Source organism: Brevibacterium salitolerans (genome assembly GCF_039531405.1).
GTDB lineage: Bacteria > Actinomycetota > Actinomycetes > Actinomycetales > Brevibacteriaceae > Brevibacterium > Brevibacterium salitolerans.
This window is the reverse complement of record NZ_BAAAPZ010000008.1, coordinates 80,922-106,624: the sequence shown is the minus strand read 5'-3', so window position 1 is coordinate 106,624 and position 25,703 is coordinate 80,922. Positions and strand designations below refer to the sequence as shown.

Sequence of the window (25,703 nt, the reverse complement as noted above, 5' to 3'; positions counted from 1 at the left end):
CTGTGGAACTGCGGTGCGCGCACGGGCCTGGAACAGGCCGCACCCGCCTGCCGAGTCCGGTGGAGGAGCGGTGTCCGGATGCGGGGCGAGCGCCTGGACCCTGCGGTTCGCCGCGGTCTCCGCAGCTCCCCGCCCCCGGCGCATCCGCGCTGGTGCTGGCGTGCTCCCGCACCCGAACGGTGGGATTTGTGCACACAGTAGCACTGGCCCCGGACACTGCTGAGCGCCCCCGTGCCGGGCTCAGGCCGGTGCCGGTGTGAGCACCCCCTCCGGCGCGAGGGCGCGCACCTGGCCCACGAGCTGGCCGGTGAGGGCCTGTGGATCCGCGCCGAGGAGCTGCGCGAGCGCGGCCGCGGTCTGCCCGAGTGTGAGCGAACCGTCGCACACTCCCAGGAAGCCGGCGAGCGCCGGATCGGCCTGGAAGGTCCGAGCCAGCCCCGCACCCTGCTCGATCGTGAGCATGGTGGGGTCCTCCGCACCGGGCCGCAGGTGCCGGTGCTCCGTGACGTCGCCTGCGAGCACGAACGCGGTGTCCGCCAGCTCCGCGTCATCGGCCTCCGCCAGCCACTCGAGGAGGCCCAGCCGCACGTCGAGGAAGGAGGCGAGGCCCGCGGGGTTGGACCCGGGGCCGGTGTCGATGCGGCTGAAGCTGCGCACGGGAACGGGAGCCGTCGCCGAGGCCGGCTCCGCGTGGGCCTGCCCCGACGCGCCCGGTGCGGGGACGTCCGGTGCGAGAGCGTCCGGTGCCACGGCGTCCGGTGCAGGGACGCTGCTGGGGGCTGCGGCCGCCTCGGCGTCCGCGGCCAGTCTGTGCAGGCGCACCCAGCCGAAGCCCACCCGCTCCACCCCGCGCGCCTCGAAGTCGTCCAGCCAGGCCTCCGTGTCCGCCTGCCAGCGCGCTCCCGCACGCGGGACGCCGCCGTCCCGGATCCAGGTGCGGGCGTACTCGGCCGGGCTCATGCGCTGCCGTTCGATCACCATCACCGAGGTGGAGGCCGCCGTGTGGGAGTCCCCGGTGGTGCCCGGATGCGGTGCGTCCGCCTGCGCGGCGAGCCATTCGTGCGGCTGCCGGCGTCCCTCGCCGTACTCCCAGTTGCCGAGGAAGGCCGCGTGCCCGTCCGGGTTGAGGTGTGCCGGAGCGCCCTCGAGGATCTCGTGCATGATCGCGTCGCCGGTGCGGCCGCCGTCGCGGTACTCGAAGACGCCCGAGGCCTCGTCGGCCTCCGCGTTTCCGGCTTCCGTGGTTCCGGCCTCCGTGCTCACGGCGTCTGTGCTCGCGGTCTCTGCGTTCCCGGAGCTCGTGCTCTCGGTGTCCGCACTTCCGGAGCTCGTGCTCCCGGTGCGCGTCCGCGGGGTGATGACGAACGGCGGATTCGAGACGAGGAGGTCCACGGTCTCCGGCAGCGGCGCGTAGAGGGAGCCGTGGCGCAGTTCCACGGATTCCTCGACTCCGGCCAGCTGTGCGGTGAGGGCGGCGCAGGCGAGCGCACGGCGGGAGACGTCTGTGGCGATGACGCGTGAGGCGTGGCGGGCCAGGAGCACCGCCTGGATGCCGCAGCCCGTGCCGATGTCCGCGGCCAGCCCCACCGGATGGCGCGGCGTGATCTCCGCGAGCGTGCGGCCGGCTCCCCCGTGGCCCAGCACGTAGTCCCCGTCCAGGGGCCCCTCCGTCGTGAGGGTGCCGTGGTCGCTGACGAGCAGGAGGGTGTCGTCGCCCGGGCGGAGATGACGCGGCACCCCCACCGGCAGTGCGTGGCAGGTGAGCGCGAGGACGGAGCGGAGGCGGGCCTCGGCGGGTGGCACCGGCGAGGCGGGCGGGGCGTTCTCGGCTGACGAGGCGGACGCGGCCGACGCGGTGGGCGGGGCCGCCACCTCCTCGAACAGGCCCGCCTCCGTGAGACCGGTGACGAGCTCCTCACCCAGCGCGCGGGTCAGCCCACCGCGACGCACGGGCCGGTCGAGCAGGAAGACGGAGGCGAGCGCGGCGAGATCACGGCCTTCCCGGCTCTCGCCTGCGGTCTCCCCTCCGCCTGCGGTCTCCGCTCCGCCTCCGGCTTCCGCCCCGTCTCCGGCCGCGGCTGTCCTCGTCCCCCTGCTGTCTCCGAGCAGCCGCGCGCAGGCGCGCCGGGCCGGGGCCGGGTCATTGGCCTCGAGCGCGGCGTCCGCATCCACGCCCCAGATCCCGCGCAGAGCCGTGGGCGTGTAGGAGGCGGCGTGGAGCGCGGCGGCAAGGGCGTGCGCGAGGGACCGGGGCAGTGTGGGGACCGAGGGGAGTGACGTCACCCCCTCAGCGTAGTCAGGAGGCAGCACTGTGGTCAGTCGGCAGCCCTGTGGTCAGGAGGCACCGGTGCACGCGGACCCGCGTGTGGGCCCGGACCCGCGGGTGCGGGCGAGCCGGCAGCCCGGCGGACTGTCCGGCCGGCAGGTGCCTGCCTCCCCACGCCCACCCAGCGAGCGCGGACTGTTCGCATGCCGGACTGCCTGCGCGCCTCCCGGCGGGCAGGCGACAATGACGCTGATGCGGGACAGGACCTCGGAGGTGCGCAGGCGGTTTGCGCGCGGCTCGGCCGCAGCGCTGGTCGCCACCTTCGTCGCGCTGTTCTCGCACATGGCCGGCGGCGGCCCCACACCCCCGTTCCTGGGCGTGGCAGTCCCGCTCTTCTTCTCCCTCGTCATCTGCACGATCCTCGCCGGTCTCCGGAGCTCACTGCTGCGATTGACCGTCTCCGTGGGCCTCAGCCAGCTGTGCTTCCACTGGGTCTTCTCCGCGGCGGCCGTCGCCCAGGCCGTGAGCGGCGGCGCGGTGGTGGCCGGAGGGATTGCGGCGTCCGGCGACTCCGCAGGTGCCAGACTCTCCGCACGCGCCCACGCTCTCCATTCCTCCGCCGGTTTCTCCGGCTCCGCCGGCGCGGGAGCCGCCTCCGGGCACGCAGGCCATGCCGGCGCAGGGCAGTCTGCCGGCGCAGACCTCGCCGGACATGCGGACCTCGCGGGAGCCGCCGCGCACTCCGGCCATCTGCTGCACACCGGGGCCTCCCACAGCGGATCGCTCATGCTGCTCGCACACGCGGCGGCCGCCGTCCTCACCATCGCCGTCCTTCGTCACGCGGAACGGGCGCTCGCCTCCCTCCGCGACCTCCTGCGGATGGTGGGGAGACGGCTCACCGCGCTGGCCTCGGGCGCGGTGTCCATACCCTCCGCACCCCGCCGCCGAGGCCCCGTCCGGACCCGTCCCACCCGCACCCTGGTGCCGCTGGGCGTCCTCCGCTGCGCACACCTCGACAGGGGGCCGCCGGCCTTCGCGGGCTGAGCACTCGCTCGGCCATTCACCCGCATCGGCACAGGAGCCGGTGCGGTCCTTTCGCGAACCCCTGTACAGAAAGGCGCTGTCATGCGCACACGCTTCACCCTGCCCGGATCCCTCCGTCACCGGCCCCTGGCGCTGCCCGCCGCACTCGCCTCCGCGCTGCTGCTCACCGCCTGCGGCTCCGGGGACTCTCCCACTCCCGAGGCCTCCGCCGCCGATTCCGTCACCGTCACCGATGCCTGGGTCAAGGCCGCGGACGAGGGCATGACCTCGGCATTCGGGAGGGTCGACAACGAGGGCGAGGACGAGGTCACCCTCGTCGCCGTCGAGTCCGAGGCATCCGCGGACGTCGAGCTGCACACGACCACCGAGGACGGCTCCGGCGGCATGTCCATGGAGGAGCAGGAGGGCGGCTTCCCCATCCAGCCGCAGGAGATCCTCGTGCTGGAGCCCGGCGCGCAGCACATCATGCTCATGGATCTGGCGGAACCCCTCGAGCACGGCACCACCACACAGCTCACCCTCGTGTTCAGCGACGACTCCCGCGTGGAGGTCACGGCAGACGTGCGCGACTTCGCCGGGGCGCAGGAGAACTACGGCGGGATGGACGACGAACACGGCGGCTCCACGGAGGACGAGGACGGCAGCTCCGCAGACGAGCACGACGGCCATGACAGCGACGGCGGCCACGAGGAGCATGGCGAGCACGGCGGCCACGGCGCGGACTCCTCCGAGGAGCACGAATCCGGGTCCGGGGACGAGTCCGCATGAGCGCCCTCTCCCGGAGGCGCGTGCTGGCCGGGGGCGCCGCGGCCGGAGCGGGCGGCCTGCTCCTGACCGGCTGCACCGGCGACGGACGCACCCGCGGAACCGGGGCCTCGGCCGCGCTCTCCCCGGCGGAGGCGCTGCGGGACGCCCCGGTGGGCGGTGACACGGTGCCCTTCCACGGTGCGCACCAGGCCGGTGTGAGCACGGAACCGCAGGCGTTCGCCTCCTTCCTCGCACTCGACCTCGATCCTGAGGCCGGCACGGAGGAGATCCGCAGGCTGCTGTGGGTCCTCACCGACGATGCGGTCCGCCTCACCCAGGGCAGAGGGGCGCTGGCGGACACGGAACCGGAGCTCGCCGTCTCTCCGGCCCGGCTGACCGTGACCTTCGGCTTCGGCCCCGAGTTCGTGCGGCGCGCAGCGGGGGAGACGGCCGTGCCGGCATGGCTGAAGCCGCTGCCGGAGTTCGGCATCGACCGGCTGGAGGAGCGCTGGAGCGGAGGCGATCTCCTGCTGCAGGTGGGCTGCGACGATCAGGTCACACTGGCGCACGCCGCACGGGTGCTGCTGAAGAACTCACGTGCGTGGACCTCGCTGCGGTGGCGGCAGTCGGGCTTCCGGCGGTCGCGCGGGGCGGAGAAGCCGGGGACCACGATGCGCAACCTCTTCGGCCAGGTCGACGGCACCGTGAATCCGCGGCCGGACGACGAGGACTTCGCCTCGACCGTGTGGGCGGAAGACGGGTGGATGGCCGGGGGAACCTCCCTGGTGCTGCGCCGCATCCGCATGGACCTGGACGAATGGGACCGCGTGGACCGCTCTGCGCGGGACAGCGCGCTGGGCCGGCGGCAGTCGGATGGGGCACCGCTCACCGGGGAGGACGAGTTCGATCCGCCGGACTTCCAGGCGGAGGGTTCCAACGGCTTTCCCGTCATCCCGGAGTTCTCCCACGTGGCACGCGCCAACGGCGGGGACGCCCGGCCCACCATGCTGCGGCGCTCCTACAACTACGAGGAGGACTCCGGGGACGACGCGGGACTGCTGTTCGCCGCCTACCAGCGGGATCCGGACACCGGATTCGTACCGGTGCAGCGGCGGCTGGACGAACTCGACATCCTCAACCAGTGGACGACACCGGTGGGTTCAGCGGTGTTCGCGATCCCGCCCGGATGTGAGGAGGGAGGCTTCGTGGGCGAGACCCTGTTCTGAGTCCCGCAGCAGACGGGAGCGGCTTCCGAGGCCGCTCCCGTCTGCGGTCTCGCCGCCTTGCGGCCGATTTTCCGGCGAATCCGCAGACGGGAACGAAACCCGCACCCGTTCCCGTCTGCTTCGGTTCACGCACCACGCCGCGCCGGGATTCTCACCAGCCAGAGGCAGAGGTATGCGGCGCACCCGAGCACCACCGCGGGTATCACCCAGCCGAGGTGCACGGCGACGAACGGAGGCCTTCCCGCGGGCAGAGCGAAGGCCAGCTCCAGATTCAGACACGCCACTCCCATGAGCACCGCGCCTCCCACCATGCTCAGCCACGCATTCATCCGTGCGTTGAACTCCGGGCGGTGCTCCGGGGACGTCCAGTAGCGATGGGCCCGGGCAGAGGGGATGTTCACGAGCCCAGCCGGAACCACACGCACCAGCAGGCGGCAGAGCAGGATGACGGCGACGATGATCGCACCGATGAGGAAGGACACTCCGACGCTCCTCCCCTTGGGCATCCACGCATCGGGCTCGCCGCCGGCGCCCACGTGCGAGACGACCGAGTCCGGTCCGGCGAACCAGATGCAGACCTGCGCCAGGGCGAAGACGGCAAGACCCAGCCAGCCGACCGCGTGCTGTAGCCTCACACCCATGCTCAGCCCGCCGGGACGAAGTGCAGGCCGTCGATGAGTCCGTCCTCATCGATGCTCACCGTCATGTCGACGGTGTCTGCGTGCGGCGTCTCCAGCCGGGTGGAGGCGAGGTTCTCGTCTCCCTGGTAGTCCGTGGCCGTGAACGGCTGCGCCGGCCGGAACTGCTGATTCAGCAGCTCCGCGAGCTCCTCCTCCGGCAGCTCCTCCCGGAAGATCGGCGCGAGGCGGCCGTCGAAGTCCCCCGGCACGATCTCGGCATCTCCGTTGAGGAGGTCGAGGACCTCCGCCGAGGCCTCCCCTGCAGGAGTGCCCGGAAGCTCCACCTCCTCGCTCTGCGACGCGCCGCCGGCGCCTTCAGAGGAGTCTCCCGGGCCTCCCCCGGCGCAGCCGGCCGCGGCGAACACGCCGGCAAGAGCCAGCGCGGCGCCATACCGACGCACACTGCGACCGGAAGCCGCATCGGACCGAGGGCCGCCGCCCAGGCGCGGCCCTGACGGTGGCGACAGAAGCCGGCGCCGACTGAACGTGCGCACACGGCACCGGAGCAGACCGGTACTGCGGGAATCCGACACTTCGACGGAGGGCTGGGGGAAGTGCGCCATCGGGCTGGTCTCCTCGTCATCGGGGCGGACATCGTCAGTGCAGCTTGGCATCGACGCTACCAGTCCCGATTTCGCCGCAGACAGGCGACGCAGCACGGCAGACGGGGCGGCAGGCCGGAGCAGACGGGAACGGCTGCAGAGGTTGCTCCCGTCTGCGGATTCGCCGGCGCGCGGCTGCTTTCCCGGCGAATCCGCAGACGGGAACGAAATCCTCACCCGTCCCCGTCTGTTGCGATTTACGCATCATATGCGTTGGCGGCCCCCAGCGCCTCACGGCAGGGGGTTCGCCCGCGGCAGCCGGATAGACTAGCCCTCATGCACCAGGACCGTCTCCCCGACTTCTCCGATTCGGTCCTCCTCGACACCATCACGCGGTTCGGCGAGCGCAATGACCGCATCACACACGTCGAGGCCATGCCCGCGCGTCTTGGCGTCACGGCGGACTGGCCGGCGTGGCTCGACGAAGAGGTGCGCCAGGCCTTCATCACCTCGGGCATTCCCCGGCCCTGGACGCATCAGGCCGCCGTCGCGGAGCACGCCCACGCAGGCAGGCACGTGATCGCGGCGACGGGCACCGCCTCGGGCAAATCGCTGGGCTACCTCATGCCCGTTCTCCACGCGGCCGTGCGCGGAACTGCCCACCCGAGCGGCCGCGGCTCCGTCTCCCTCTACCTCTCCCCCACCAAGGCCCTCGCCGCGGACCAGGCGGACACCCTCCGGCATCTGGTGCTCAGAGGGCTGCGGCCCTCCGCCTACGACGGCGACACCGCCCAGGCCGACCGCGACTGGGCGCGTCGCCACGCCAATGTCCTCCTCACCAATCCGGACATGCTGCACCGGTCGATCCTGCCCTCCCACCAGCGCTTCTCCTCCCTCCTCAAGCGGCTGGACTATGTGGTGGTCGACGAGGCCCACCAGTACCGCGGCGTGTTCGGCTCGCACGTGGCGCTCATCCTCCGCCGGCTGCTGCGGCTGGCCCGCCGCTACGGCGCGGACCCCGTGGTGATCGGCGCCTCTGCCACGGCAGGCGATCCGGCGGAGGTCTTCTCCCGGCTGATCGGCGAGGACGCGGTCGCCGTCACGGAGGACGCCTCGCCGCGCGCAGCAGGACGGTTCGTCCTGTGGGAGCCGCCGCTCCTGCCCACCGGCGGACGCGACGCGCTCGACGAGGACCCCTTCGGTGAGGGCTCAGTCGGCGGGGAGCCGTTCGGCATGGTCCGGGACCGGGCCGATGCCGGGGATCCGTCCGCGGAACGGGCGCCGGAGAGCACGGGCACGAACCCCTGGGCCGAGGCCGGACTCGCCGATCCGTGGGCGGACAGCGCGGTCACCGACCCCTGGGAGGACAGCTCCGCCGTGCCGGCGGCCGAGCTCGATGTGCTGCCCCCGGAGTCCGTCTGGCCGGAGGAGACCGCGCGCAGGTCCTCTCTCGCCGAGGTCGCGGACATCCTCACGGACACCACGTGCGCCGGTCGCCGCGCCATCGGCTTCATCGCCTCCCGCCGCGGTGCCGAGGCCCTGGCCTCCATGGTCAAGGACCAGGTCTCCCGGGTGGACGGCGCACTGGTGCGGACCGTGGCCGCCTACCGCGGCGGTTACCTGCCGGAGGAGCGGCGGCTGCTGGAGACGGGGCTGCGCAACGGCCGCCTGCTCACGGTGGCCTCGACGAACGCCCTGGAGCTCGGCATCGACATCTCCGGGCTGGACGTCGTGGCGATCGCCGGCTGGCCCGGCACCCTGGCCTCGCTCTGGCAGCAGGCGGGACGCGCAGGCCGCGCCGGGCAGGAGTGGCTGGCCGTGCTCATCGCCCGCGACGATCCGCTGGACACGTACCTGGTCAATCACCCGGAGGCGATCTTCGACCGCAGCGTCGATGCCGTGGTCATCGACCCGGGCAACCCGTACGTGCTCGCCGGTCATCTCTGCGCCGCCGCAGCGGAGACGCCTCTGACCCGGGAGGACTTCGCCCGCTTCCCGGCGGGCACGGAGGCCGTCGTCGCGCAGCTCACGGAGGCCCGGATGCTGCGGCAGCGCCCGGGCGGCTGGTTCTGGGCGAAGTCCGAGAAGGCCTCGGACCTCTCGGACATCCGCACCGGCGGCGGCACGGTCCGGCTCGTCGAGTCCTCCACAGGTGCTCTGCTGGGCACGGTGGACGACGCCGGCAGCCACCATCAGAGCCATCCCGGCGCCGTCTACGTGCACCAGGGCCGCACCTTCACGGTGCTGGAGCTGGACACGGACCGGCGGGTGGCGCTCGTGGAACCGGTAACCGTCGACTACAGCACGGAGGCGCAGTCCGTCACGGAGATCAGCATCGTGGAGACCACGGAGTCGCGGACGCTGCCCTCCGGCGCCCGGGTGAGCTGGGGCGTGGTGGACGTGACGACGCAGGTGACGGGCTACCGGATGCGCCAGCTGGGCTCCGGCATCGTCATGGGCGAGCATCCCCTGGATCTGCCCGAACAGGTGCTGCGCACCACCGCGGTGTGGTGGTCCGCACCGGATGCGCTCGTGGACTCCGCCTATGTCACGCCCGCCGACCTGCCCGGAGCGGTGCACGCCGCCGAACACGCGGCGATCGGCCTCCTCCCGCTGTTCGCCGGCTGTGACCGGTGGGACATCGGCGGAGTGTCCACAGCACGGCATGCGGATACGGGACTGCCCTCGGTCTTCGTCCACGACGGTCAGCCCGGGGGTGCCGGGTTCGCCGAACGCGGCTTCCGGGCATTCGAACAGTGGCAGACGGCCACGCGGGACGCCATCGAGGCATGCGGCTGCCTCACCGGCTGTCCTTCCTGCGTGCATTCGCCCAAGTGCGGCAACGGCAACGAGCCCCTGGAGAAGTACCCCGCGGCTCGCCTGCTCACCGCGATCCTCGGCTGACGAGGCCGTCCGCTCCCATACCTCCCGTCCCGCATCTCCGTTCCTGTGCCGCCGTTCCCGCGGCTCCGCAGCCGGTGCCCCTCCGCAGTGGGGAACGCGGCCGCCACCACACTCCGGGCACAAGCACTGACAGGCACTGAGCGGACCAGGGGACCGCACTGCTCAGACCGATTCGAACTGTTGCACCCGCTGCCGGGAGATGCCCAGCACTGCGGCGCCATCTGCCGGGGTGGGCCCGCGGTTCCTCAGCACGCTCACAGCACTGCGATGCAACGCCGCGGCCTGGGAGAGTGCGGCGCGCCCGTCCTCAGCGGTCAGGGACCTGCGATGCCCGCCACGGCTTCCCCCTTCATCACCGGCTTGCGCTCCAGCCCCGGGATCCGCAGCTCAATGGGCACCTCCACTTCCAGGGCGGACCGCTGCAGATCCGCGCGGACGATGCACTCCGTGACTGAACCTCCGTTCCGCTCCGCCACCTCTTCCGCGACTTCACACGGCTCGCCCTCACCCGCCGTCAGTGCCTGCACCGCCGCGAGTGCGGCGAGATCTGCAGCGGCGTCCGCCTGGGACTTCGCGCGCAGGCCCATCCCCACCGCTCCCACCACCAGCGCTAAGACCACCGCGAGCGAGGCCGTCCCCAGGCCGATCACCGTGCTCGATCCCTCGTCCCTGCGCAGCTCGGCTCGCTGTCCACACCCGTTCACCTCAGCGTCCTCTCCCCGTGCCGGTCAGCCCTCACGCCGGGCGGTGGCCTGCGCGCTCACAGATTCGAGCCACGGGGCGAGCGCCCGAGGCAGGGGCACCTCAACGGTGACCTCCGCATAGCCTCCCTCCTGCGCAACGCGGACCCGCGCGCCCGCGCCCGCGCGCTTCTCCGCCTCCTCGACGATCTGCGCGGACTGCTCCCCGCGTGCGGCTTCACGCGCCGCGCCCCGCGCCGCATCGTGCGCACGCAGCTGGACCGCTCCCACGGCTCCGGCCCCCACGACGAGGCCGATCACCAGCACCAGCGCCGGCATGACCATCGCGAACTCCGCCGCGGCCGCGCCCTCGTCGCGACCCCGCACGGTGCGCGCGCCCTCCTCGCGGGTGCCGTCACCGTGCATCTCAGGCTCCGCCCAGTCCCAGCGCACCCGTGATGACGCCCGTGATCATCTCCTTAAGCGGGTCGCTCTTGAGAACGACCACCAGCAGGGCGGCGAACCCACAGGCTGCAAGCGTGGTGATCGCATATTCAGCCGTGGTTGCGCCTGTGTCGTCCGCGAGGCATTCCCGGATGCTGCCCGGCTCCGTCACGTTCCGGCCGGCCTCCGGCTCGGCCGCCGCTCCCGTCGCGGCTTCCGGGACCCCCGCGGTCATGTCTCTGTCCTCGGTCTCCATCACCTCTCCTCTCCGGCGCACGGATCGCTCGACCGTGCCCTTCCTCGCGACGCCGGGAAGCGCCGTGCCCCAGACACTTCACGGCGGAAGAGACCGGGGGAACCCCCTCACGGAATCTGTGGATGGAGATCCGATCGTCCACAGGACGACCGACGCGGAGTCAGTGCCGGCAGAGCACGCACTGTGACCTCCTGCGGGAACCCCTCAGCGTCCGCCGCCGAGCGCCGGCAGCAGATCGCCCACCAGCGTGAGCAGCACCGGCACCACACCCAGCAGGATGAACGCGGGCAGCACGCAGACTCCCAGCGGGAGGACCAGGACGACGCCCAGCCGCGCCGCGGCGATCTGCCGGCGCCGGTGCTCGCTGGCTCGCAGCTCCGCCGCATGCGCGCTCAGCAGCGGAGCGAGCGCCACGCCGGTGCGTCCGGAGAAGCGGATGAGCGTCTCGACGACCTGCAGCTCCGGCCGCAGACCGCGCACCGCATCCGTGCCCAGGCGCAGAGCACGCGCCACCAGTGCCAGCCCGGATCGGTCCGCCGAGGCCTGGGCCGCGTGCTCCAGAGCCCTGTCCGCGGGCAGACCGGCGAGCAGACAGATGGCCACGAGGTCGAGATCGAAGGCGAGCGCGTCCAGACTGCCGGCAGCATCTGCGGACGGCCCGTCAGCACCGTCCCACTGCGCAGACCCGCCGCGCTGGTCCGCGCTGCCAGATCCCCGCATCCGTCCGCCGGCCTCGGGCCACGGACGTACCCTTCCCTCGGCCTCAGCCCCCGGACGTCCCATCCCCCCGGCCTCAGGCATCAGGCGCGCGATTCCCCCGGCCCGCGGGCACGCCCCTCTACCGGCCACGGCCCTCCCCGTGAGACGCCGCAGGCGGGAGCGCTCCGGTGAAGCGCTCAGCAGCCATGCCCCCGCCGCCGTCAGCGCCGCCGCGAGGACCAGCAGCACCCCGGCACTCATTGCGCTCTCCGCAGCAGACGAGTCATCCACAGCCGTCCGGCCGCAAGGAGGACCGCTCCGCTCACCAGGGAGACCAGCCCCGGGCCGGAGGCGAGCAGCGTGAGCGGGTCCGCTCCGATCAGCAGCGCCAGCCCCAGGCCCGCCGCCGGCAGCCAGGTGAGGACCGTGACGGTCGCCCTCGGGCCGGCGAGCGCGACCGCGCGCTCGCGCTCCGCATCCGCGACCTCCCTCCTGCTCACGGCGAATCGCTCCAGCATGTCCGCCGCGGGGGCACCTGCGGCCTCGGCGACGTACCAGACCGCGCCCATCCCGGTGAGGACCTCGGCGACGGGACCCGGCAGCGTGCGGGCATGACGGCCGAGCGCCGTGCGGGGATCGTCCCCCAGCCGCAGGGAGCGTGCCGCGCGGGCCAGCACGCGGGCGATCTCCGGATCGCTGAGCTCCGCCAGCTGCGACAGGGCATCCGCCGGAGGCAGCCCCACACGCAGCAGCTCCGCCGCGCGATCGATCACGGTGATGGCACGGACGGGATCCTCCGGCCCCGTGAGGTGCGCGGGCAGGGCCGCGTCCGCCGCCTCGCCTGTGTCCCCCACGCCTGCGTCCCCCTCGTCCGCGTCCCGCTCACCGCCGGTCCGCGGCACGCGTCCGTCCGCGGCAGGGCCGGGACCGGATTCCGCTCCGACGGTCCCGAGCGCCGTGCCCGGTCCGTGGCCGCCGCCGGGACGACCCCGCGGAAGCACACGCCGCAGACGGGCGGCCGCCGTGTCCCTCGCGAACAGCAGAACGCCTGCGCAGCCCAGCAGTGCGGCGATGAGCAGGAGTATCACGACCGCTCCCTCTCTGCGAACACCCGCTGGAGCAGGGTCACACCCTCCGCGCAGAACCCCTGCTCACGGTCCCAGACCCGTTGTGTGCGCACCGTCCCCTCGACGACAACCGGAACGGCGACCTCGGCGATCTCCCGGCCCGGGCCTCGGGCACGGTCCTGCCTCCGGGCGCGGTCCTGCCCCCGGCTGCGATCCACGTCCTGCGCCGGGTCCTGACCCCGCTCACGGCCTGCGTCCCACACACAATCCCGCTCCCGCACAGCGCCAGCGCGCGGCCCCGCACCGGAGCCGACGCTGCCTGCGGCATCCCTCCGCCCCTCCGCCCGGGCGACGGCGACGTCTCCGCCGCTCCTCCCGGTGTGCGCTTCCCCGCCCACCGCAGCGCCCGCTCCCCCACCGCTCCGGCGCAGGTGCACGAGGAGGTCGAGCGCCGAGGCGGCCTGTGCGTGCACGGCCGCCGCACTCATCCCGGCGAGCGCTCCCAGCGCCTCCAGCCGTGCGGGCACGGCGGCGCACGTGTTGGCGTGGACCGTCCCGCATCCGCCCTCGTGGCCCGTGTTCAGCGCCGTGAGCATGTCCCGCACCTCCGCACCGCGCACCTCTCCCACCACCAGCCGGTCCGGTCGCATCCGCAGGGCGTTGCGCACCAGCATGCTCATGGGCACCTCGCCGCTGCCCTCCACATTGGCCTGGCGGGAGGCGAGCTGCACCACATGGGGATGGGCGATCACGAGTTCGCGGGAGTCCTCCACCGCGATGATCCGCTGGCCGGGATCCGCACCGGAGAGCATTGCGCCGAGGAGCGCGGTCTTTCCGGATCCGGTACCACCTGAGATGAGGAAGTTCGAGCGCCGCGCCAGGGTCTCCTCCAGCAGCGAGACCAGCGCCGGCGGCACGAACCCGTCCGCCTGCAGCTCCTCGAGTGTGAAGCCCCGCGCGCGGGGCACGCGGAAGCTCATGACGGTGGTCTCCCCGGACAGCGGCGGGATGACGGCGTTGAGCCGGATGCCGTCCGGCAGGCGCACGTCGACGAGGGGTGAGGAATCGTCGAGCCTGCGCCCTCCCAGCGCCGAGAGCCTCACCGCCAGCGCCCGCACGTCCGATTCCGCGCCCAGGCTCATCGCCACCGGCTCCATCCCGCCGCCGGCGTCCGCCCACACCTCCTGCGGGCCGTTGACGAAGACATCGGTGACGCCCGGCCTGTCGAGGAGCGGCTGCAGCGGTCCCGCTCCGGAGAGCTGCGCGGTGAGCCTGCCCACCAGCTCCAGCATCGCCGCGGACCCCAGCACGCGCCCCGTGCGCCGCACGGCCTGGGCCACGGCGGCCTCCGTGAGCGGACCCGGGTGGTCGAGGAGGTCGTCACGCACCTGCGCCACCAGGCTCGGGTCCAGCCATCCGCTCCCCGCCGCCGAGGCGGCATGCCCTCCCGCGCTCATCCTCGCCTCCCGGCCGCAGCTCTCGGGCGTGGGCCCGGAAGATCCGGGCCGGGCGTGCGCCTGCCGCGCAGACGCGGGCCGCGACGATGCGCGAACGCCTCCTCCCCCGTCCCGGATCCACCAGGACCGTCTCCCGCGCCACCGACTCCCCCGGGAACAGCCGGGTGCTTCTCTCCGCCGCCGGTTCCCCCACCGGCCCGCCCCACGGGTGCCCCGTCCGTGAACCACTCCCCCAGGAGTGCTCCCGCCGCGGCGCTCAGCGACGACCGCCGCGAGCCCAGCAGACCCTCTCCGCGATCGGCACGCCCGGCGAGACCCCGGTCGTCCCGGAGCTGGGCCAGCAGCCGCACGCCGATCGCCCCGGCGATGTCCTCCGCGCTGATCCCGCCACGCTCCGGGCTGCGCACCACCAGACCCACTCCCGGATGCACGCCGCGCAGCCGGGCGGCCACGCGGGCCGCCGCCACTGCCGCGCGCACCCGCGCGGGAGCGAGGAGGAGCAGATGGTGGCAGATCCGCACACTGCTGAGAGGCGCGTGCCGCGGCAGGTCGACCACCACGAGGTCGAAGGCCGTCTGCACGGCGGCGAGCACGGTGTCGAAGACCTCCGGCGGCTGCTCCTCGGCCACCGTGCGGTCCCAGGAGAGGAGTGCGAGACCCTCGACCTGGGGGAGCGCGTGCACGAGGGCGGACGGCCGCAGACGCCCCTTCGACTCCGTGAGTTCCGGCCAGCGCAGACCGTCGGCCGTCTCAGCACCGAGCAGGAGATCGATGCCGCCGCCGAGCGGGTCGGCGTCCACAAGCACCGTGCGCAGACCGTCCTGCTGTGCGCGCACGGCCAGCGCCGCCGCCAGCACGGAGGCCCCCGCCCCTCCCGCACCGGGCACCACTCCCACGGTGGTGGCCGGAGCCGCGGGCGGTTCCACCGCGGAGATCATGCGCTGGGTCAGCCACTCGGCCGCATCCGGCAGGAGTGCGACGTGCTCGGCGCCCATCCGGGCCGCGCTCCTCCACACCTCCGCCGCCGAATGTCCGATCAGGACGATGGGCGCGGCGATGCCGGCGGGCGCCTCGACCACGTCCTCCCCCACCAGGACGAGGACCGCGTCCTGCCAGCCCCCGCCGGAGGGCGCGGTCACGTCGAGCGGGACGCCGGCACCGTCCGCGAGGGCGGAGCACTGCTCCATGAGACTGGGCAGCTGCGAGATGAGTGCGATGCGAGACATGTCCTCACCCTGCGGCCCCCGCTGACGGAGGTGAATGGCCTCCCATGCACCTGTGGACGGCCGCAGGCAAGGCCGGTACCGGTGTGACGCAGAGTGCCCGCCTCCACCGCGGTGAATTGTGACCCGGAGTCAGGACGGCCTGGGACGCCCTGCACCCCGCGGACACGGCTCCGCCCCGGAGCTCCGAGGAGCATCCGGGGCGGAGCGGCGCACGACCGGGGTCTCAGCCGCGCGTGATGTTCTCCACGTTGTTGAGGTAGCCCTCCGCACCGCGGGAGTCACGGACCTTGAAGAAGGTGCCGTGGTCCTCGAGCGCCAGGAACCACTCGCCCGGTGTGACGGTGAAGAGCTCCTGCCCCGTGACCGCGTCCACGGCCGGACGCGGCTCCGGGACCGCGAACCAGAACATCTGGTTCACAGGCGCCTGGGCAACCGGCTCCTGCTGCGCCGGGGCAGCCTCTGCCTGTGCAGCGCCGTTCTCCGCCTGCGCGTGCAGCGGGCTGAACGCCTGGGTGGGCTCACCGGACTCGTATGCGGGTGCCGCCTGTGCCTCACCGGCGCCGGTCTCCTCCGGCGTCACCGCTGCCTGCTCGGCTGTGTGAGCGCCGGCGCCGCTGTCCGCCGCGCTGAACCACTGTGTGGGTTCGTCCGGGGAGTCCCCGGCCGGCTCCGCACCGCGCAGCCGGGTTCCCGCCGAGCTGGTCGCGTCCTCGCCTGCCGAGGGATCGGCGGCTGCGGAGGGGCCCGCTGCCGCGGCGGCGTCTGCCCCACGGAATGCGGCATCCGCGTGCGGATCCGCGGTTCCCTGGTGCTCCTCAGCGCCCTGCGAGCCCCTCTCCGGGGTCTCCGTCGAGGACTCGAACGGTGCGGCCGCGAACGCGGCGAACGGGTTCGGCGCGGAGCCCGAGTGCTGCCCGGAGTCCGCCGGAGCGGCGCCGTCCGCAGCCTCGGCCTGGGGCTGCCCGGTGCCGGCGGAGGGGTCGACCGCACCGGAGGCCGCTGCCGAGGTGTCCGCGGCGGGATCTGCCGTGCCAGCTTCCGGAGACGTGCTCTCCTGCTCCACGAGCGGAACCTCACCGGTGGCGGTGGCCGGGTTCGCGACCTCCGGGTCCTCGGCCCGGGCGGCGAACGCATCCTGTCCGGACGCCTCGGCGCCCGTGTCCGATGCACCCGCACCGTACTGGCCGGAGCCCTCCGGCTGACCGGAGCTGTCCGGCCACGACTGCTGCGGAGCGGACCCCGGAGCGGGCGCGGGCTCGCCGAACGCACCGGCGGCGAAGGCCTGCGTGGGCTCCGCCTGGGAATAGGAGGGAGCCTCGGCGGACCCGTCGCCCAGGTAGGCCTGACCGTCCGCCGTGCTGGACTGCGTCTCTCCCTGCGCCTGCTCCGGCGCGACCGCCTGCTCCGGCGCGACGCCGTAGGCCTGCGGCTGCGAACCGTACTGCGGTGCCTCCTGGCCGAACTGCTCTCCGTGGGTCTGCCCCTGGGAGCCGAACGCCTGAGGGGCCGAGCCGTACTGGCCCTGCTCACCGAACGAGGCCTGAGGCTGCGAGCCGTAGGCCTGGGGCTGGGAACCGTACTGCTGGAACTGGGCGTCCGCACCGGAATGCTGCTCGCCGTCCGTCTGGGGAACTGCGCCGTAGGCCTGGGGCTGGGAACCGTACTGTTGCGGCTGCGAGCCGTAGGCCTGTCCCTGCGAGCCGTGGGCCTGCGCGCCCGCAGCGGCTGCACCCGCGCCGATGGCTGCACCGGCAGCCGTCGCACCCGCAGCCGCGCCCACGCCCGTCGAGGCACCGGCGGCCGGGCGGGCCTTGGCGTGGGCCACGGCCTCGGGCCTGGCGTCGAACTCCGCGGAGAGGAAGGGGAGGAACGTGAAGACGCCGAAGAAGAAGGCGATGAGCGAACCGAAGAACACGAAGAACGCGCCGATGTGGAACGAGGTCGCCATCGTCACGAGATGCACGAGGTTCACGGCGAAGGAGACGGAGGCGAGGACGGAGATGACCTGGTCGACGCTGAGCGAGCCGATCCGCGCCGGGAATCCGGTCACCACCTTCTGCAGGAGCGCGAGGACCGCCGCGGCGAGCAGCGGCAGCACGCCGAGGACCAGGAGGCCCACCGAGAGGAAGCCCCAGTGCCAGATCCACATGGGAGTCACGCCGAAGTACTCGTCGCCGAACCTGTGGAACGGCGTGGACACCGCGATGATGGCGAACAGCGCCGCGGCGAACAGCGCCAGATCGCGCAGGCTCAGCGGACCTGCGATCGCTCCGGGGGCCTTGGCCCTGGCAGGCGCGGCGTAGGCCTGCTGGCCGTATCCCGGCTGCTGCGCGGCGTACGCCTGCGGGTCATAGCCCTGCTGGCCGTAGGCCTCCTGGCCGTACGGCTGCTGCGCGGCCTGCGCCTGAGCGTCCTGGCCGTAGCCCTGCGGATCGTAGGACGCGCCACCCTGCTGGCCGTAGGCCTGCGGAGCACCGTAGCCCTGCTGGCCGTAGCCCTGGGGATCCGCGCCGAAGCCCTGCGGGGCCGCACCGTAGCCCTGCGGCTGCGAGCCGTACTCCTGTGCCGGCGACTGCACGCCGTAGGCCGGCTGCGAACCGTAGGCCTGAGGGGCCTGCCCGTACGCCTGGCCTCCGAACTCCTGCGCGGAGTGGGGCTGCTGCGCGTAGGGGTCCGGCTGCGCGCCGTAACCCTCCGGCTGCGCGCCGTATCCCTGGGACTGCGAACCATAGCCCTGCTGCTGTGCGCCGTCCTGACCGAGGTCCGGCCTCCCGGTGCCCTCCTGCCCCCACTGCTGAGAGCCCGAGCCGTACTGGGGCTGGTTGGGCATGCTCATCGGTACTCCTTATTCCCCTGCGACTTTCGCAGGTGATCGGCACGGTATTTGCCCTTGTGTTCATCCCATCATTGCATCCGCACCGCGGCCGGATGCATCGCCGGGCGAACAGTTCTTACGCAAGTCTCAGGAGCTGTGGGGCGCATCACCTCGTCAGGTAATGTTTCTCGCGCAGACGGAACAGTTCCCGCGCACCCGCTGCGCGGCCACTCCATCGAAGAAGCCGGAGGAATTCATGACTGATACGGCTGGACGCAACGCAGTCGAGCACGACCACGAGCAGAGCACCTTCCCGCCGCCCGCGGACTTCGCCGCCGCCGCGAATGTGCAGGCGGAGGAGTACGAGCGCGCGCGTGAGGACCGGCTGGGGTTCTGGGCGGAGAAGGCGCGCACGCTCCTGGACTGGGACACCCCCTTCACCCAGACGCTCGACTGGACGAACCCGCCCTTCGCCCGGTGGTTCGCGGACGGACGGCTCAACGTCGCGCACAACTGCCTGGACCGTCACGTGGCGGCGGGCAACGGCGAGCGCGTGGCGCTCCACTTCGAGGGCGAGCCCGGCGACACCCGCACATTCACCTACGCCCAGCTCACGGACGAGGTGAAGAAGGCCGCGAACATGCTCGCGAGCCTCGGCGTGCGCAAGGGCGACCGCGTCGCCATCTACCTCCCCATGATCCCGGAGGCGGCCATCTCCATGCTCGCCTGCGCCCGGCTGGGAGCAGCGCACTCCGTGGTCTTCGGCGGGTTCTCCTCGGATGCGCTGAAGTCCAGGATCATGGACGCCGAGGCCCGGGTCGTCATCACCGCGGACGGAGGGTTCCGGCGCGGCAAGCCCTCGAGCCTCAAGCCCGCCGTTGACGAGGCCGTGGCCGGCGGCGACACTCCGGTGGAGCACGTCGTCGTCGTCGAGCGCACGGGACAGGAGGTGGACTGGACGGAGGGCCGCGACAAGAAGTGGAGCGAGCTCCTCGCAGCGGCGCCCGCCGAGCACGAGGCCGAGGCCTTCGAGGCAGAGAACCCCCTCTTCATCCTCTACACCTCGGGCACCACGGGGAAGCCCAAGGGCATCCTCCACACCTCGGGCGGCTACCTCACCCAGGCCACCTACTCGATGTTCGCGAGCTTCGACCTCAAGCCGGAGACGGACGTCTTCTGGTGCACGGCGGACGTGGGCTGGGTGACGGGTCACTCCTATGTGGTCTACGGCCCGCTCTCCGCGGGTGCCACCCAGGTGATGTACGAGGGCACCCCGGACACGCCGGACAAGGGCCGCTGGTGGAGCGTCATCGAGAAGTACGGGGTCACCACTCTCTACTGCGCTCCCACCGCCATCCGCACCTGCATGAAGTGGGGCGAGGACATCCCCGCGCAGTACGACCTGTCCTCGCTGCGTCTGCTGGGCAGCGTGGGAGAGCCCATCAACCCCGAGGCATGGCTCTGGTACCACCGGGTGATCGGCGGAGGCCGCTGCCCCATAGTGGACACCTGGTGGCAGACGGAGACCGGTGCGCACATGATCGCACCCATGCCCGGAGTGGTCGCCACCAAGCCGGGCTCCTCACAGCGGGCCATCCCGGGCGTCGAGGTCAAGGTGGTGGACGACGAGGGCGCGGACATCGCGGGCACGGATCCCGGTCTGCTCGTCATCACGGAGCCCTGGCCCGCCATGCTGCGCGGCGTGTACGGCGATCCGCAGCGCTTCAAGGACACCTACTGGTCGCGCTTCGAGAACACGTACTTCGCCGGTGACGGCGCGCGGTACGACGAGGACGGCGACATCTGGTTCCTCGGCAGGGTCGACGACGTCATGAACGTCTCCGGTCACCGCCTCTCCACCGCGGAGATCGAGTCCTCGCTGGTGGCCCACGATGCCGTGGCCGAGGCCGCGGTGGTGGGCGCCGCGGACGAGACCTCCGGCCAGGCCGTCATCGCCTTCGTCATCCTCCGCCAGGGGGTCGAGGCGCGGGAGGGCATCTCGGAGGAGCTGCGGGCGCACGTGGGCGCGGACATCGGTCCCATCGCCAAGCCCAAGCGCGTGCACGTCGTGGACGAGCTGCCCAAGACCCGCTCCGGCAAGATCATGCGGCGCCTCCTCAAGGACGTGGCGGAGAACCGGACGGTGGGCGACGCCTCCACCCTGGCCGACTCCTCCGTCATGGACGTCATCTCGCAGCAGGTGGAGTCCACCTCCTCCGACGACTGAGGCACGGTTCCCCGGCAAACGAGGCGCCGGGAGGGGCAGATCGAACGGCCCGGACGCGGAGCGGGCGGGGGNNCCCCCGCCCCCCCCGCCGCCTGCTGACACACCCGAAGTGCGGTGCGACCGCGCCGAGCAGGCAGTATGGTTGGACGCAGTTGCAAACGTCATCCGGCACGAAGGAGCCTTCCATGGCTGAGAGGTCCATTTCCAAGCTGATCGAGGACATCGGTGCGGATTCGCGTGCGCTCGCGCAGGAGGAGACCGCGCTGGCCAAGTCCGAGGCCGCGGAAGGCGCCAAGAACCTCGGCATCGGCGCCGGTCTCGCCATCGGCGCGCTGTTCCTCCTCTTCCTCTCCTCGTTCATGGTGATGTTCACCGTCGCGGCGGCGTTCCACGAGGGCCTGGGCTGGGCCTGGTGGCTGAGCTTCCTCGTGGTGTTCGCGATCCTCGCGGTGATCGCGCTCATCCTGGTGGCCGTGGCCATCCCGCTGTTCAAGAAGGGCAACCCCGTGCCCGGCCAGGCGATCGCCAGCGGCAAGTCCGCGATCGCCGCGCTCAAGCGCGCGCTGTCCAATCCGGGCGGCCCCCGCTACTGACCTCTACGGCGGCCGCCGTCCCGGGCCGCGAGAGCTCACCCCGCCGCATGTCCAGCCGCGGCCGCGTGAGCTCTCGCGGCCCGATTTGTCTCCGCAGCCCGCTCCCGAGGCCGCGATCTCCAGCCGTTCCTTCCCGACTGCCCCCGGCTTCCCGCACCCCGAGCCCGCAGCCGTGGTCTCAGTCGTGGTCGCAGTCGCAGTCGCACCCCTCCGCTCCGTGCGGGCCCACCTCCCGTCCCCTCCGCGTTCCCCGCTGTTCACCCGCCGGTCGCGTCTCCGTCCCCCGTCCCTGAAACGGTGTCGGCGTCGCCATCAGCACGCAGCCGTCGGAAAGGACGTCATGCCCCGCTTCGAGCTCCTCCCCATGTTCCACCGCACGAAGGGCAAGCGCAGCCCCGTCACCTGTGCTCTCAAATGCGGAAACGCCTGCGCCCGGGGCGTGTGCAACACCAGCGACAACGGGTACTTCCGCGACATCGCCTCGAAGGCGATGTCCCGCCGGGCGATGCTCGGCCTCTCCGGAGCGGGTGCCCTCGCCGTCGCGGTGGCGGCCTGCACCCCGGCCGAGCAGACCACGGCCGTGGGCGACCCCGGCACCTTCGGCCAGAACGGCATGAAGCTCGACTTCGAACCCATCGCGCCCGTGGACGCCGCGGTCGACGCCTTCGTCGTCCCCGCGGGCTTCACCTGGGTGCCGATCCTGCGCTGGGGCGACGGTCTCTTCCCCGACTCCCCCGCCTTCGACCCGGCCGCGCAGACCCCGGAGGCGCAGGCCCGGCAGTTCGGCTACAACAACGACTACTCCGCCATCCAGATCGATCCGGACTCCGACGGCAACGCGGCGGTGCTGTTCGCCAACCACGAGTACGTCAACCCCGGGATCATGTTCCCGCCGGACATGGACCAGGCCGTCGCGCGCGCAGTCGCCAGGCAGGCGCAGGGCCTCTCCGTCGTGGACCTCACGCGCTCAGGCCCCGAGCAGCCGTGGCAGGTGAACGTCGACGGCGAGCACAACCGCCGCTTCCTCATCGAGACCGAGTACGAGTTCACCGGCCCGGCCGCCGGCTCCTCCCTCCTGCAGACCAAGGACTACCCCGAGGGGGACAGGGCCCAGGGCACGCTCGGCAACTGCTCCGGCGGACTCACCCCGTGGGGCACCCTGCTCTCCGGCGAGGAGAACTTCAACACCTATTTCGTCTCCGCTGCCGCCTCGGAGGCGGAGAAGCGCTACGGCATGCTCTCGGAGCCCACCGAGACCGGCTGGGAGCAGGACCTCGAGCGCTTCGACACCCGCAACGAAGGCTACGAGAACGAGGCCAACCGGTTCGGCTGGATCGTCGAGGTGGACCCCTGGGACCCGGAGTCCACTCCGGTCAAGCACACGGCGATGGGCCGTTTCAAGCACGAGGGCGCCAATGTCATCGTCGCCGACGACGGCCACGTGGTCGCCTACATGGGCGACGACGAGAAGTTCGACTACCTCTACAAGTTCGTCTCCAAGGGCACGTACCAGGAGGGCGACCGCGAGGCGAACAAGCAGCTGCTGACGGAGGGGGACCTCTACGTCGCGCAGTTCGCGGGCACCTCGGACGACGAGATCGACGGCTCCGGCGCCCTCCCGGAGGACGGCGGCTTCGACGGCACGGGCACGTGGCTGCCCCTCGTGCAGGAGGGGAAATCGCAGGTGTCCGGGTTCTCCGTCGAGGAGGTTCTCGTCAACACCCGGCTGGCCGCGGACGCCGCCGGTGCCACCAAGATGGACCGCTGCGAGGACGTGGAGCCCAGCCTCACCACCGGCAAGGTGTACGTGGCCTGCACCAACAACGACGAGCGCGGTGTGGGCGGCGGAGCCGGTCCGGACGAGGCCAATCCGCGCACGGAGAACCGGGACGGGCACGTCGTGGAGCTCACCGAGGCCGACGGCCAGACCGGCACCGCCTTCAACTGGTCGCTGCTGCTGGTGTGCGGCGATCCGGCGAAGAACGACTCCGCGTACTTCAGCGGCTTCCCCGCGGACCAGGTCTCGCCCATCTCCTGCCCGGACAACGTCGCCTTCGACTCGGCGGGCACGCTGTGGATCTCCACCGACGGTGCGCCCTCGTCCATCGGCTACAACGACGGCCTGTTCAAGGTCACCCTCGAGGGCGAGGAGCGCGGCAAGGTGGAGCAGTTCCTCTCCGTGCCGGTGGACGCGGAGACCTGCGGGCCGGTGATCCACGACCAGGACGGCAGCGTGTTCGTCTCGGTGCAGCACCCCGGCGAGGACGGGGAGTACACGGCGCAGCGCTCGGCCTTCCCGGACTACGTGGACGCGGACGGCGACGGGAGCTTCACCCTGCCGCGTCCGGCCGTCGTGCAGGTGCTCCGGGCCGAGCCCAGCGAGCAGGATGCCCGCCAGCGCGCTCTCGTGGGCGACGCCGAGGCCGGGGACAGCCTGCGGAAAGGCCTCGCGACCGCCTGAGCGCCTCTCCCCCTGTCACGAAAGCTCGGGCCGCGCGCTGTTGCGTGGCCGGCCCGAGCTTTCGTGCTGCTGTCGGCAAGCTCAGAAGTCGACGTGGAGCTGGCGACCGCGGTCCCATTCGCGGTCCCAGCCGAGTGCGCTCAGCGCCCAGTCGAGCAGGCCGGCGGTGAAGCCCCAGGGACGCATGACGCCCACGTCGAAGACGGGTGTGGACCAGGGCCGGTCCGGCGGAGCGAAGACCCCGCGGTTGGCGGGAGCGACGAGATCCGCGATGGCCAGCCGCTCCACCAGCGAGGACTCTCCCCGGTCGACGACGTCCACGGGAGTGGGCGAGCTCCACCACCCCAGGACCGGCGTGACCTCGAACCGGCTCGCGGGCACGTAGAGCGGGTCGAGCGTGCCGATCACGTCGACGCCGGACGGGTCCAGTCCGGTCTCCTCCTCCGCCTCGCGCAGAGCGGTGTGGACCGCCGAGGCGTCCTCCGGATCCGCGCCGCCGCCCGGGAAGGCGGGCTGGCCGGCGTGCTGGCGCAGCGTCGCGGCGCGCTGGAGCAGCAGCACGTCCACGTCCTCCACACCGAGCTGCCGCAGTCGTTCCAGCTCGCCCGCCCCCGCCTCGGTGCGCGGCGCGGCACCCCTGCCGAAGAGCATGAGGACCGAGGCCGCACGCACCTGCATGCCCGCAGGGGCCTGGCTGCGGCGCAGCCACTGTTCCGGTGTCATCGCCGTGAGCAGCGCCTCCAGCTGCGCGCGCACCGGGTCACTCTGCCGCTCCCCCGCGGTCACTTCGCCTCCTCCGCGAGCTCGAACCGCAGGAGCTTCCGCGCCTTGTCCGGATCCAGCTCACCGGTGCCGAACGAAGGGCAGAGCGCGGCGATGGGACAGGCGCCGCATGCGGGCCTGCGGGCATGGCAGATGCGCCTGCCGTGCCAGATGACCCGGTGTGAGAGCATCGTCCACTGCTTGGCGGGGAAGAGCGCGGCCACGTCCTCCTCGATCCGCAGCGGGTCCTCCGACTGCGTCCAGCCGAACCTGCGCGTCAGCCGCGCGAAGTGCGTGTCGACGGTGAGGCCGGGGACGTCGAAGGCGTTGCCCAGCACCACGTTGGCGGTCTTCCGCCCCACACCCGGCAGCTTCACCAGAGCCGCGAGATCGCCCGGAACCTCGCCGTCCCACCGTTCGACCAGCTGCTGCGCGAGCCTGATGATGTTGGCGGCCTTGGCGCGGTAGAACCCGGTGGGACGGATGATCTCCTCCACGTCCCCCGGTGCGGCCTCCGCCAGCGCGAAGGCGTCCGGGTAGGCACGGAACAGCGCCGGGGTCACGGAGTTCACCCGGATGTCCGTGGTCTGGGCGGACAGGACGGTGGCGATGAGGAGCTCGAAGGCGTTCTCGAAGTCCAGCTCCGCGTGCGCGTCCGGATAGGTCTCCGCGAGGATCCGGTCGATCTTCCTGGCTCTGCGCGTGAGGCCCAGCGGGGTCTCCTGCCGGAACCGGCGCGCACTCTTCTCTGCGACTGACAGCACCTCGGCAGTCTATAAGGTGCCTCTCTTGCCCTCTCAGGCGGACGCGGAGGCACACCCGGATGCAGCGCGCGCACGCAAGTCTGGGCAGATGGCGCGCCCAACGGGTAGATTTGACGACAGACAGCATCTGCTTATCAGGAGGATTCCCCCGTGGATATCGAAGTCGTGCGAAAAGCCCCCCTCTTCGCCGGGCTCGACGACGAGTCGACCAGCGCTCTGCTGAAGTTCATGAAGCCGCGCAGCCTGCGCCGTGGAACGGTCCTGTTCCGCGAGGGCGACGCCGGCGACGAGCTCTACATCATCGCGACCGGCAAGGTGAAGATCGGCCGTGAGTCCTCGGACGGACGCGAGAACCTGCTCTCCGTCGCCGGCCCCACGGAGATCATCGGCGAGCTCACGCTCTTCGCTCCCGGTCCGCGCTCCTCCACCGTCACCGCCATCTCGCAGACCGAGCTGCTGAGCCTCCGCCACGAGGACCTCATGACGTGGCTCGAAGGGCGGCCCCAGGCGGCGATGAACCTCCTCCGCGCCCTGGCCCTGCGCCTGCGCAAGACCAACGACACGGTGGGCGACCTCGTGTTCCAGGACGTGCCCGGCCGTGTGGCCAAGGCCCTCCTGGATCTGGCCGACCGCTTCGGTCAGCCCGCGCCGGACGGCGTGCACGTGGCTCACGACCTCACGCAGGAGGAGCTGGCCCAGCTGGTGGGCGCTTCCCGCGAGACGGTCAACAAGGCCCTGGCGGACTTCGCCCAGCGCGGCTGGCTGCGCCTGGAGGCCCGTGCGGTCGTCCTCCTCGACGTGGACCGCCTGCGCCACCGCGCTTCCTGACGCGCTGCGCCTCCC

The 25,703-nt window shown here is 72.2% G+C and carries 21 protein-coding genes; 8 read left to right on the top strand and 13 right to left on the bottom strand.

Annotated features, from left to right (window positions below):
• Positions 1-240: 240 nt before the first annotated feature.
• Positions 241-2,283, bottom strand: a complete 2,043-nt coding sequence (locus ABD240_RS10410; RefSeq protein WP_344337094.1) for a methyltransferase — start codon at positions 2,281-2,283, stop codon at positions 241-243.
• A 235-nt stretch (positions 2,284-2,518) separates the two neighbouring features.
• On the opposite strand from ABD240_RS10410, the gene ABD240_RS10405 reads away from it, so the two are divergent.
• The 3 genes from ABD240_RS10405 to ABD240_RS10395 all read left to right on the top strand — a co-directional run bounded on the left by ABD240_RS10405 (position 2,519) and on the right by ABD240_RS10395 (position 5,283).
• On the top strand, positions 2,519-3,310 hold the full coding sequence (locus tag ABD240_RS10405) for a hypothetical protein (RefSeq protein WP_344337093.1): 792 nt from the start codon (positions 2,519-2,521) through the stop codon (positions 3,308-3,310).
• Between the two features lie 81 nt (positions 3,311-3,391).
• Positions 3,392-4,078, top strand: a complete 687-nt coding sequence (locus tag ABD240_RS10400) for a copper chaperone PCu(A)C (protein ID WP_291797874.1) — start codon at positions 3,392-3,394, stop codon at positions 4,076-4,078.
• The gene (locus ABD240_RS10395; RefSeq protein WP_291797871.1) at positions 4,075-5,283 is read left to right on the top strand and encodes a Dyp-type peroxidase; all 1,209 of its coding nucleotides are present in this window, start codon (positions 4,075-4,077) and stop codon (positions 5,281-5,283) included. The genes ABD240_RS10400 and ABD240_RS10395 overlap by 4 nt, the downstream gene beginning before the upstream one ends.
• Positions 5,284-5,408: 125 nt before the next feature.
• On the opposite strand, the gene ABD240_RS10390 is transcribed toward ABD240_RS10395, so the two are convergent.
• Entirely contained in the window at positions 5,409-5,918 is a 510-nt protein-coding gene (locus tag ABD240_RS10390) for an SdpI family protein (RefSeq protein WP_344337092.1), read from the bottom strand.
• Positions 5,919-5,926: 8 nt separating this feature from the next.
• Positions 5,927-6,364 carry a Cpe/LpqF family protein gene (locus tag ABD240_RS10385; RefSeq protein WP_291797865.1) on the bottom strand — a complete coding sequence of 146 codons (438 nt, stop codon included), beginning with the start codon at positions 6,362-6,364 and terminating at the stop codon, positions 5,927-5,929.
• A gap of 477 nt (positions 6,365-6,841) precedes the next feature.
• Between ABD240_RS10385 and ABD240_RS10380 the strand changes: the two genes are divergently transcribed.
• Complete coding sequence (locus ABD240_RS10380; protein WP_344337091.1) at positions 6,842-9,409, top strand: DEAD/DEAH box helicase; 2,568 nt, start codon at positions 6,842-6,844, stop codon at positions 9,407-9,409.
• A 314-nt stretch (positions 9,410-9,723) separates the two neighbouring features.
• Here ABD240_RS10380 and ABD240_RS10375 read toward each other — a convergent pair whose 3' ends face one another.
• The 8 genes from ABD240_RS10375 to ABD240_RS10340 all read right to left on the bottom strand — a co-directional run bounded on the left by ABD240_RS10375 (position 9,724) and on the right by ABD240_RS10340 (position 18,074).
• Positions 9,724-10,113, bottom strand: coding sequence for an Rv3654c family TadE-like protein (locus ABD240_RS10375; protein WP_344337090.1), 390 nt, complete (start codon positions 10,111-10,113; stop codon positions 9,724-9,726).
• 24 nt (positions 10,114-10,137) lie between these two features.
• The gene (locus ABD240_RS10370; RefSeq protein ID WP_291797578.1) at positions 10,138-10,515 is read right to left on the bottom strand and encodes a TadE family type IV pilus minor pilin; all 378 of its coding nucleotides are present in this window, start codon (positions 10,513-10,515) and stop codon (positions 10,138-10,140) included.
• Between the two features lies 1 nt (position 10,516).
• A complete protein-coding gene (locus ABD240_RS10365) occupies positions 10,517-10,789 on the bottom strand; it encodes a DUF4244 domain-containing protein (protein WP_291797581.1) in 273 nt (90 codons plus the stop codon).
• Positions 10,790-10,993: 204 nt separating this feature from the next.
• Complete coding sequence (locus tag ABD240_RS10360) at positions 10,994-11,509, bottom strand: type II secretion system F family protein (RefSeq protein WP_344337089.1); 516 nt, start codon at positions 11,507-11,509, stop codon at positions 10,994-10,996.
• A gap of 236 nt (positions 11,510-11,745) precedes the next feature.
• Entirely contained in the window at positions 11,746-12,576 is an 831-nt protein-coding gene (locus ABD240_RS10355; RefSeq protein ID WP_344337088.1) for a type II secretion system F family protein, read from the bottom strand.
• On the bottom strand, positions 12,573-14,012 hold the full coding sequence (locus ABD240_RS10350) for a TadA family conjugal transfer-associated ATPase (RefSeq protein ID WP_344337087.1): 1,440 nt from the start codon (positions 14,010-14,012) through the stop codon (positions 12,573-12,575). The genes ABD240_RS10355 and ABD240_RS10350 overlap by 4 nt, the downstream gene beginning before the upstream one ends.
• Positions 14,009-15,238: a septum site-determining protein Ssd gene (gene ssd / locus ABD240_RS10345; protein ID WP_344337086.1), complete on the bottom strand. Its 1,230-nt coding sequence runs from the start codon at positions 15,236-15,238 to the stop codon at positions 14,009-14,011. Before ssd ends, ABD240_RS10350 begins: the two co-directional genes overlap by 4 nt.
• Positions 15,239-15,461: 223 nt before the next feature.
• Positions 15,462-18,074, bottom strand: a complete 2,613-nt coding sequence (locus tag ABD240_RS10340; RefSeq protein WP_344337085.1) for a hypothetical protein — start codon at positions 18,072-18,074, stop codon at positions 15,462-15,464.
• A gap of 235 nt (positions 18,075-18,309) precedes the next feature.
• On the opposite strand from ABD240_RS10340, the gene acs reads away from it, so the two are divergent.
• The 3 genes from acs to ABD240_RS10325 all read left to right on the top strand — a co-directional run bounded on the left by acs (position 18,310) and on the right by ABD240_RS10325 (position 23,334).
• Positions 18,310-20,280: an acetate--CoA ligase gene (acs, locus tag ABD240_RS10335; protein WP_291791886.1), complete on the top strand. Its 1,971-nt coding sequence runs from the start codon at positions 18,310-18,312 to the stop codon at positions 20,278-20,280.
• Between the two features lie 185 nt (positions 20,281-20,465).
• Positions 20,466-20,873 carry a phage holin family protein gene (locus tag ABD240_RS10330; RefSeq protein ID WP_344337084.1) on the top strand — a complete coding sequence of 136 codons (408 nt, stop codon included), beginning with the start codon at positions 20,466-20,468 and terminating at the stop codon, positions 20,871-20,873.
• Between the two features lie 340 nt (positions 20,874-21,213).
• A complete protein-coding gene (locus ABD240_RS10325; RefSeq protein ID WP_344337083.1) occupies positions 21,214-23,334 on the top strand; it encodes a PhoX family protein in 2,121 nt (706 codons plus the stop codon).
• Positions 23,335-23,415: 81 nt separating this feature from the next.
• On the opposite strand, the gene ABD240_RS10320 is transcribed toward ABD240_RS10325, so the two are convergent.
• Both ABD240_RS10320 and nth read right to left on the bottom strand, forming a co-directional pair.
• Positions 23,416-24,120, bottom strand: a complete 705-nt coding sequence (locus ABD240_RS10320) for an NUDIX hydrolase (RefSeq protein ID WP_291795592.1) — start codon at positions 24,118-24,120, stop codon at positions 23,416-23,418.
• Positions 24,117-24,860: an endonuclease III gene (nth, locus tag ABD240_RS10315; RefSeq protein WP_291795595.1), complete on the bottom strand. Its 744-nt coding sequence runs from the start codon at positions 24,858-24,860 to the stop codon at positions 24,117-24,119. The genes ABD240_RS10320 and nth overlap by 4 nt, the downstream gene beginning before the upstream one ends.
• 150 nt (positions 24,861-25,010) lie before the next feature.
• On the opposite strand from nth, the gene ABD240_RS10310 reads away from it, so the two are divergent.
• The gene (locus ABD240_RS10310) at positions 25,011-25,688 is read left to right on the top strand and encodes a Crp/Fnr family transcriptional regulator (RefSeq protein WP_291795598.1); all 678 of its coding nucleotides are present in this window, start codon (positions 25,011-25,013) and stop codon (positions 25,686-25,688) included.
• Positions 25,689-25,703: the final 15 nt, after the last annotated feature.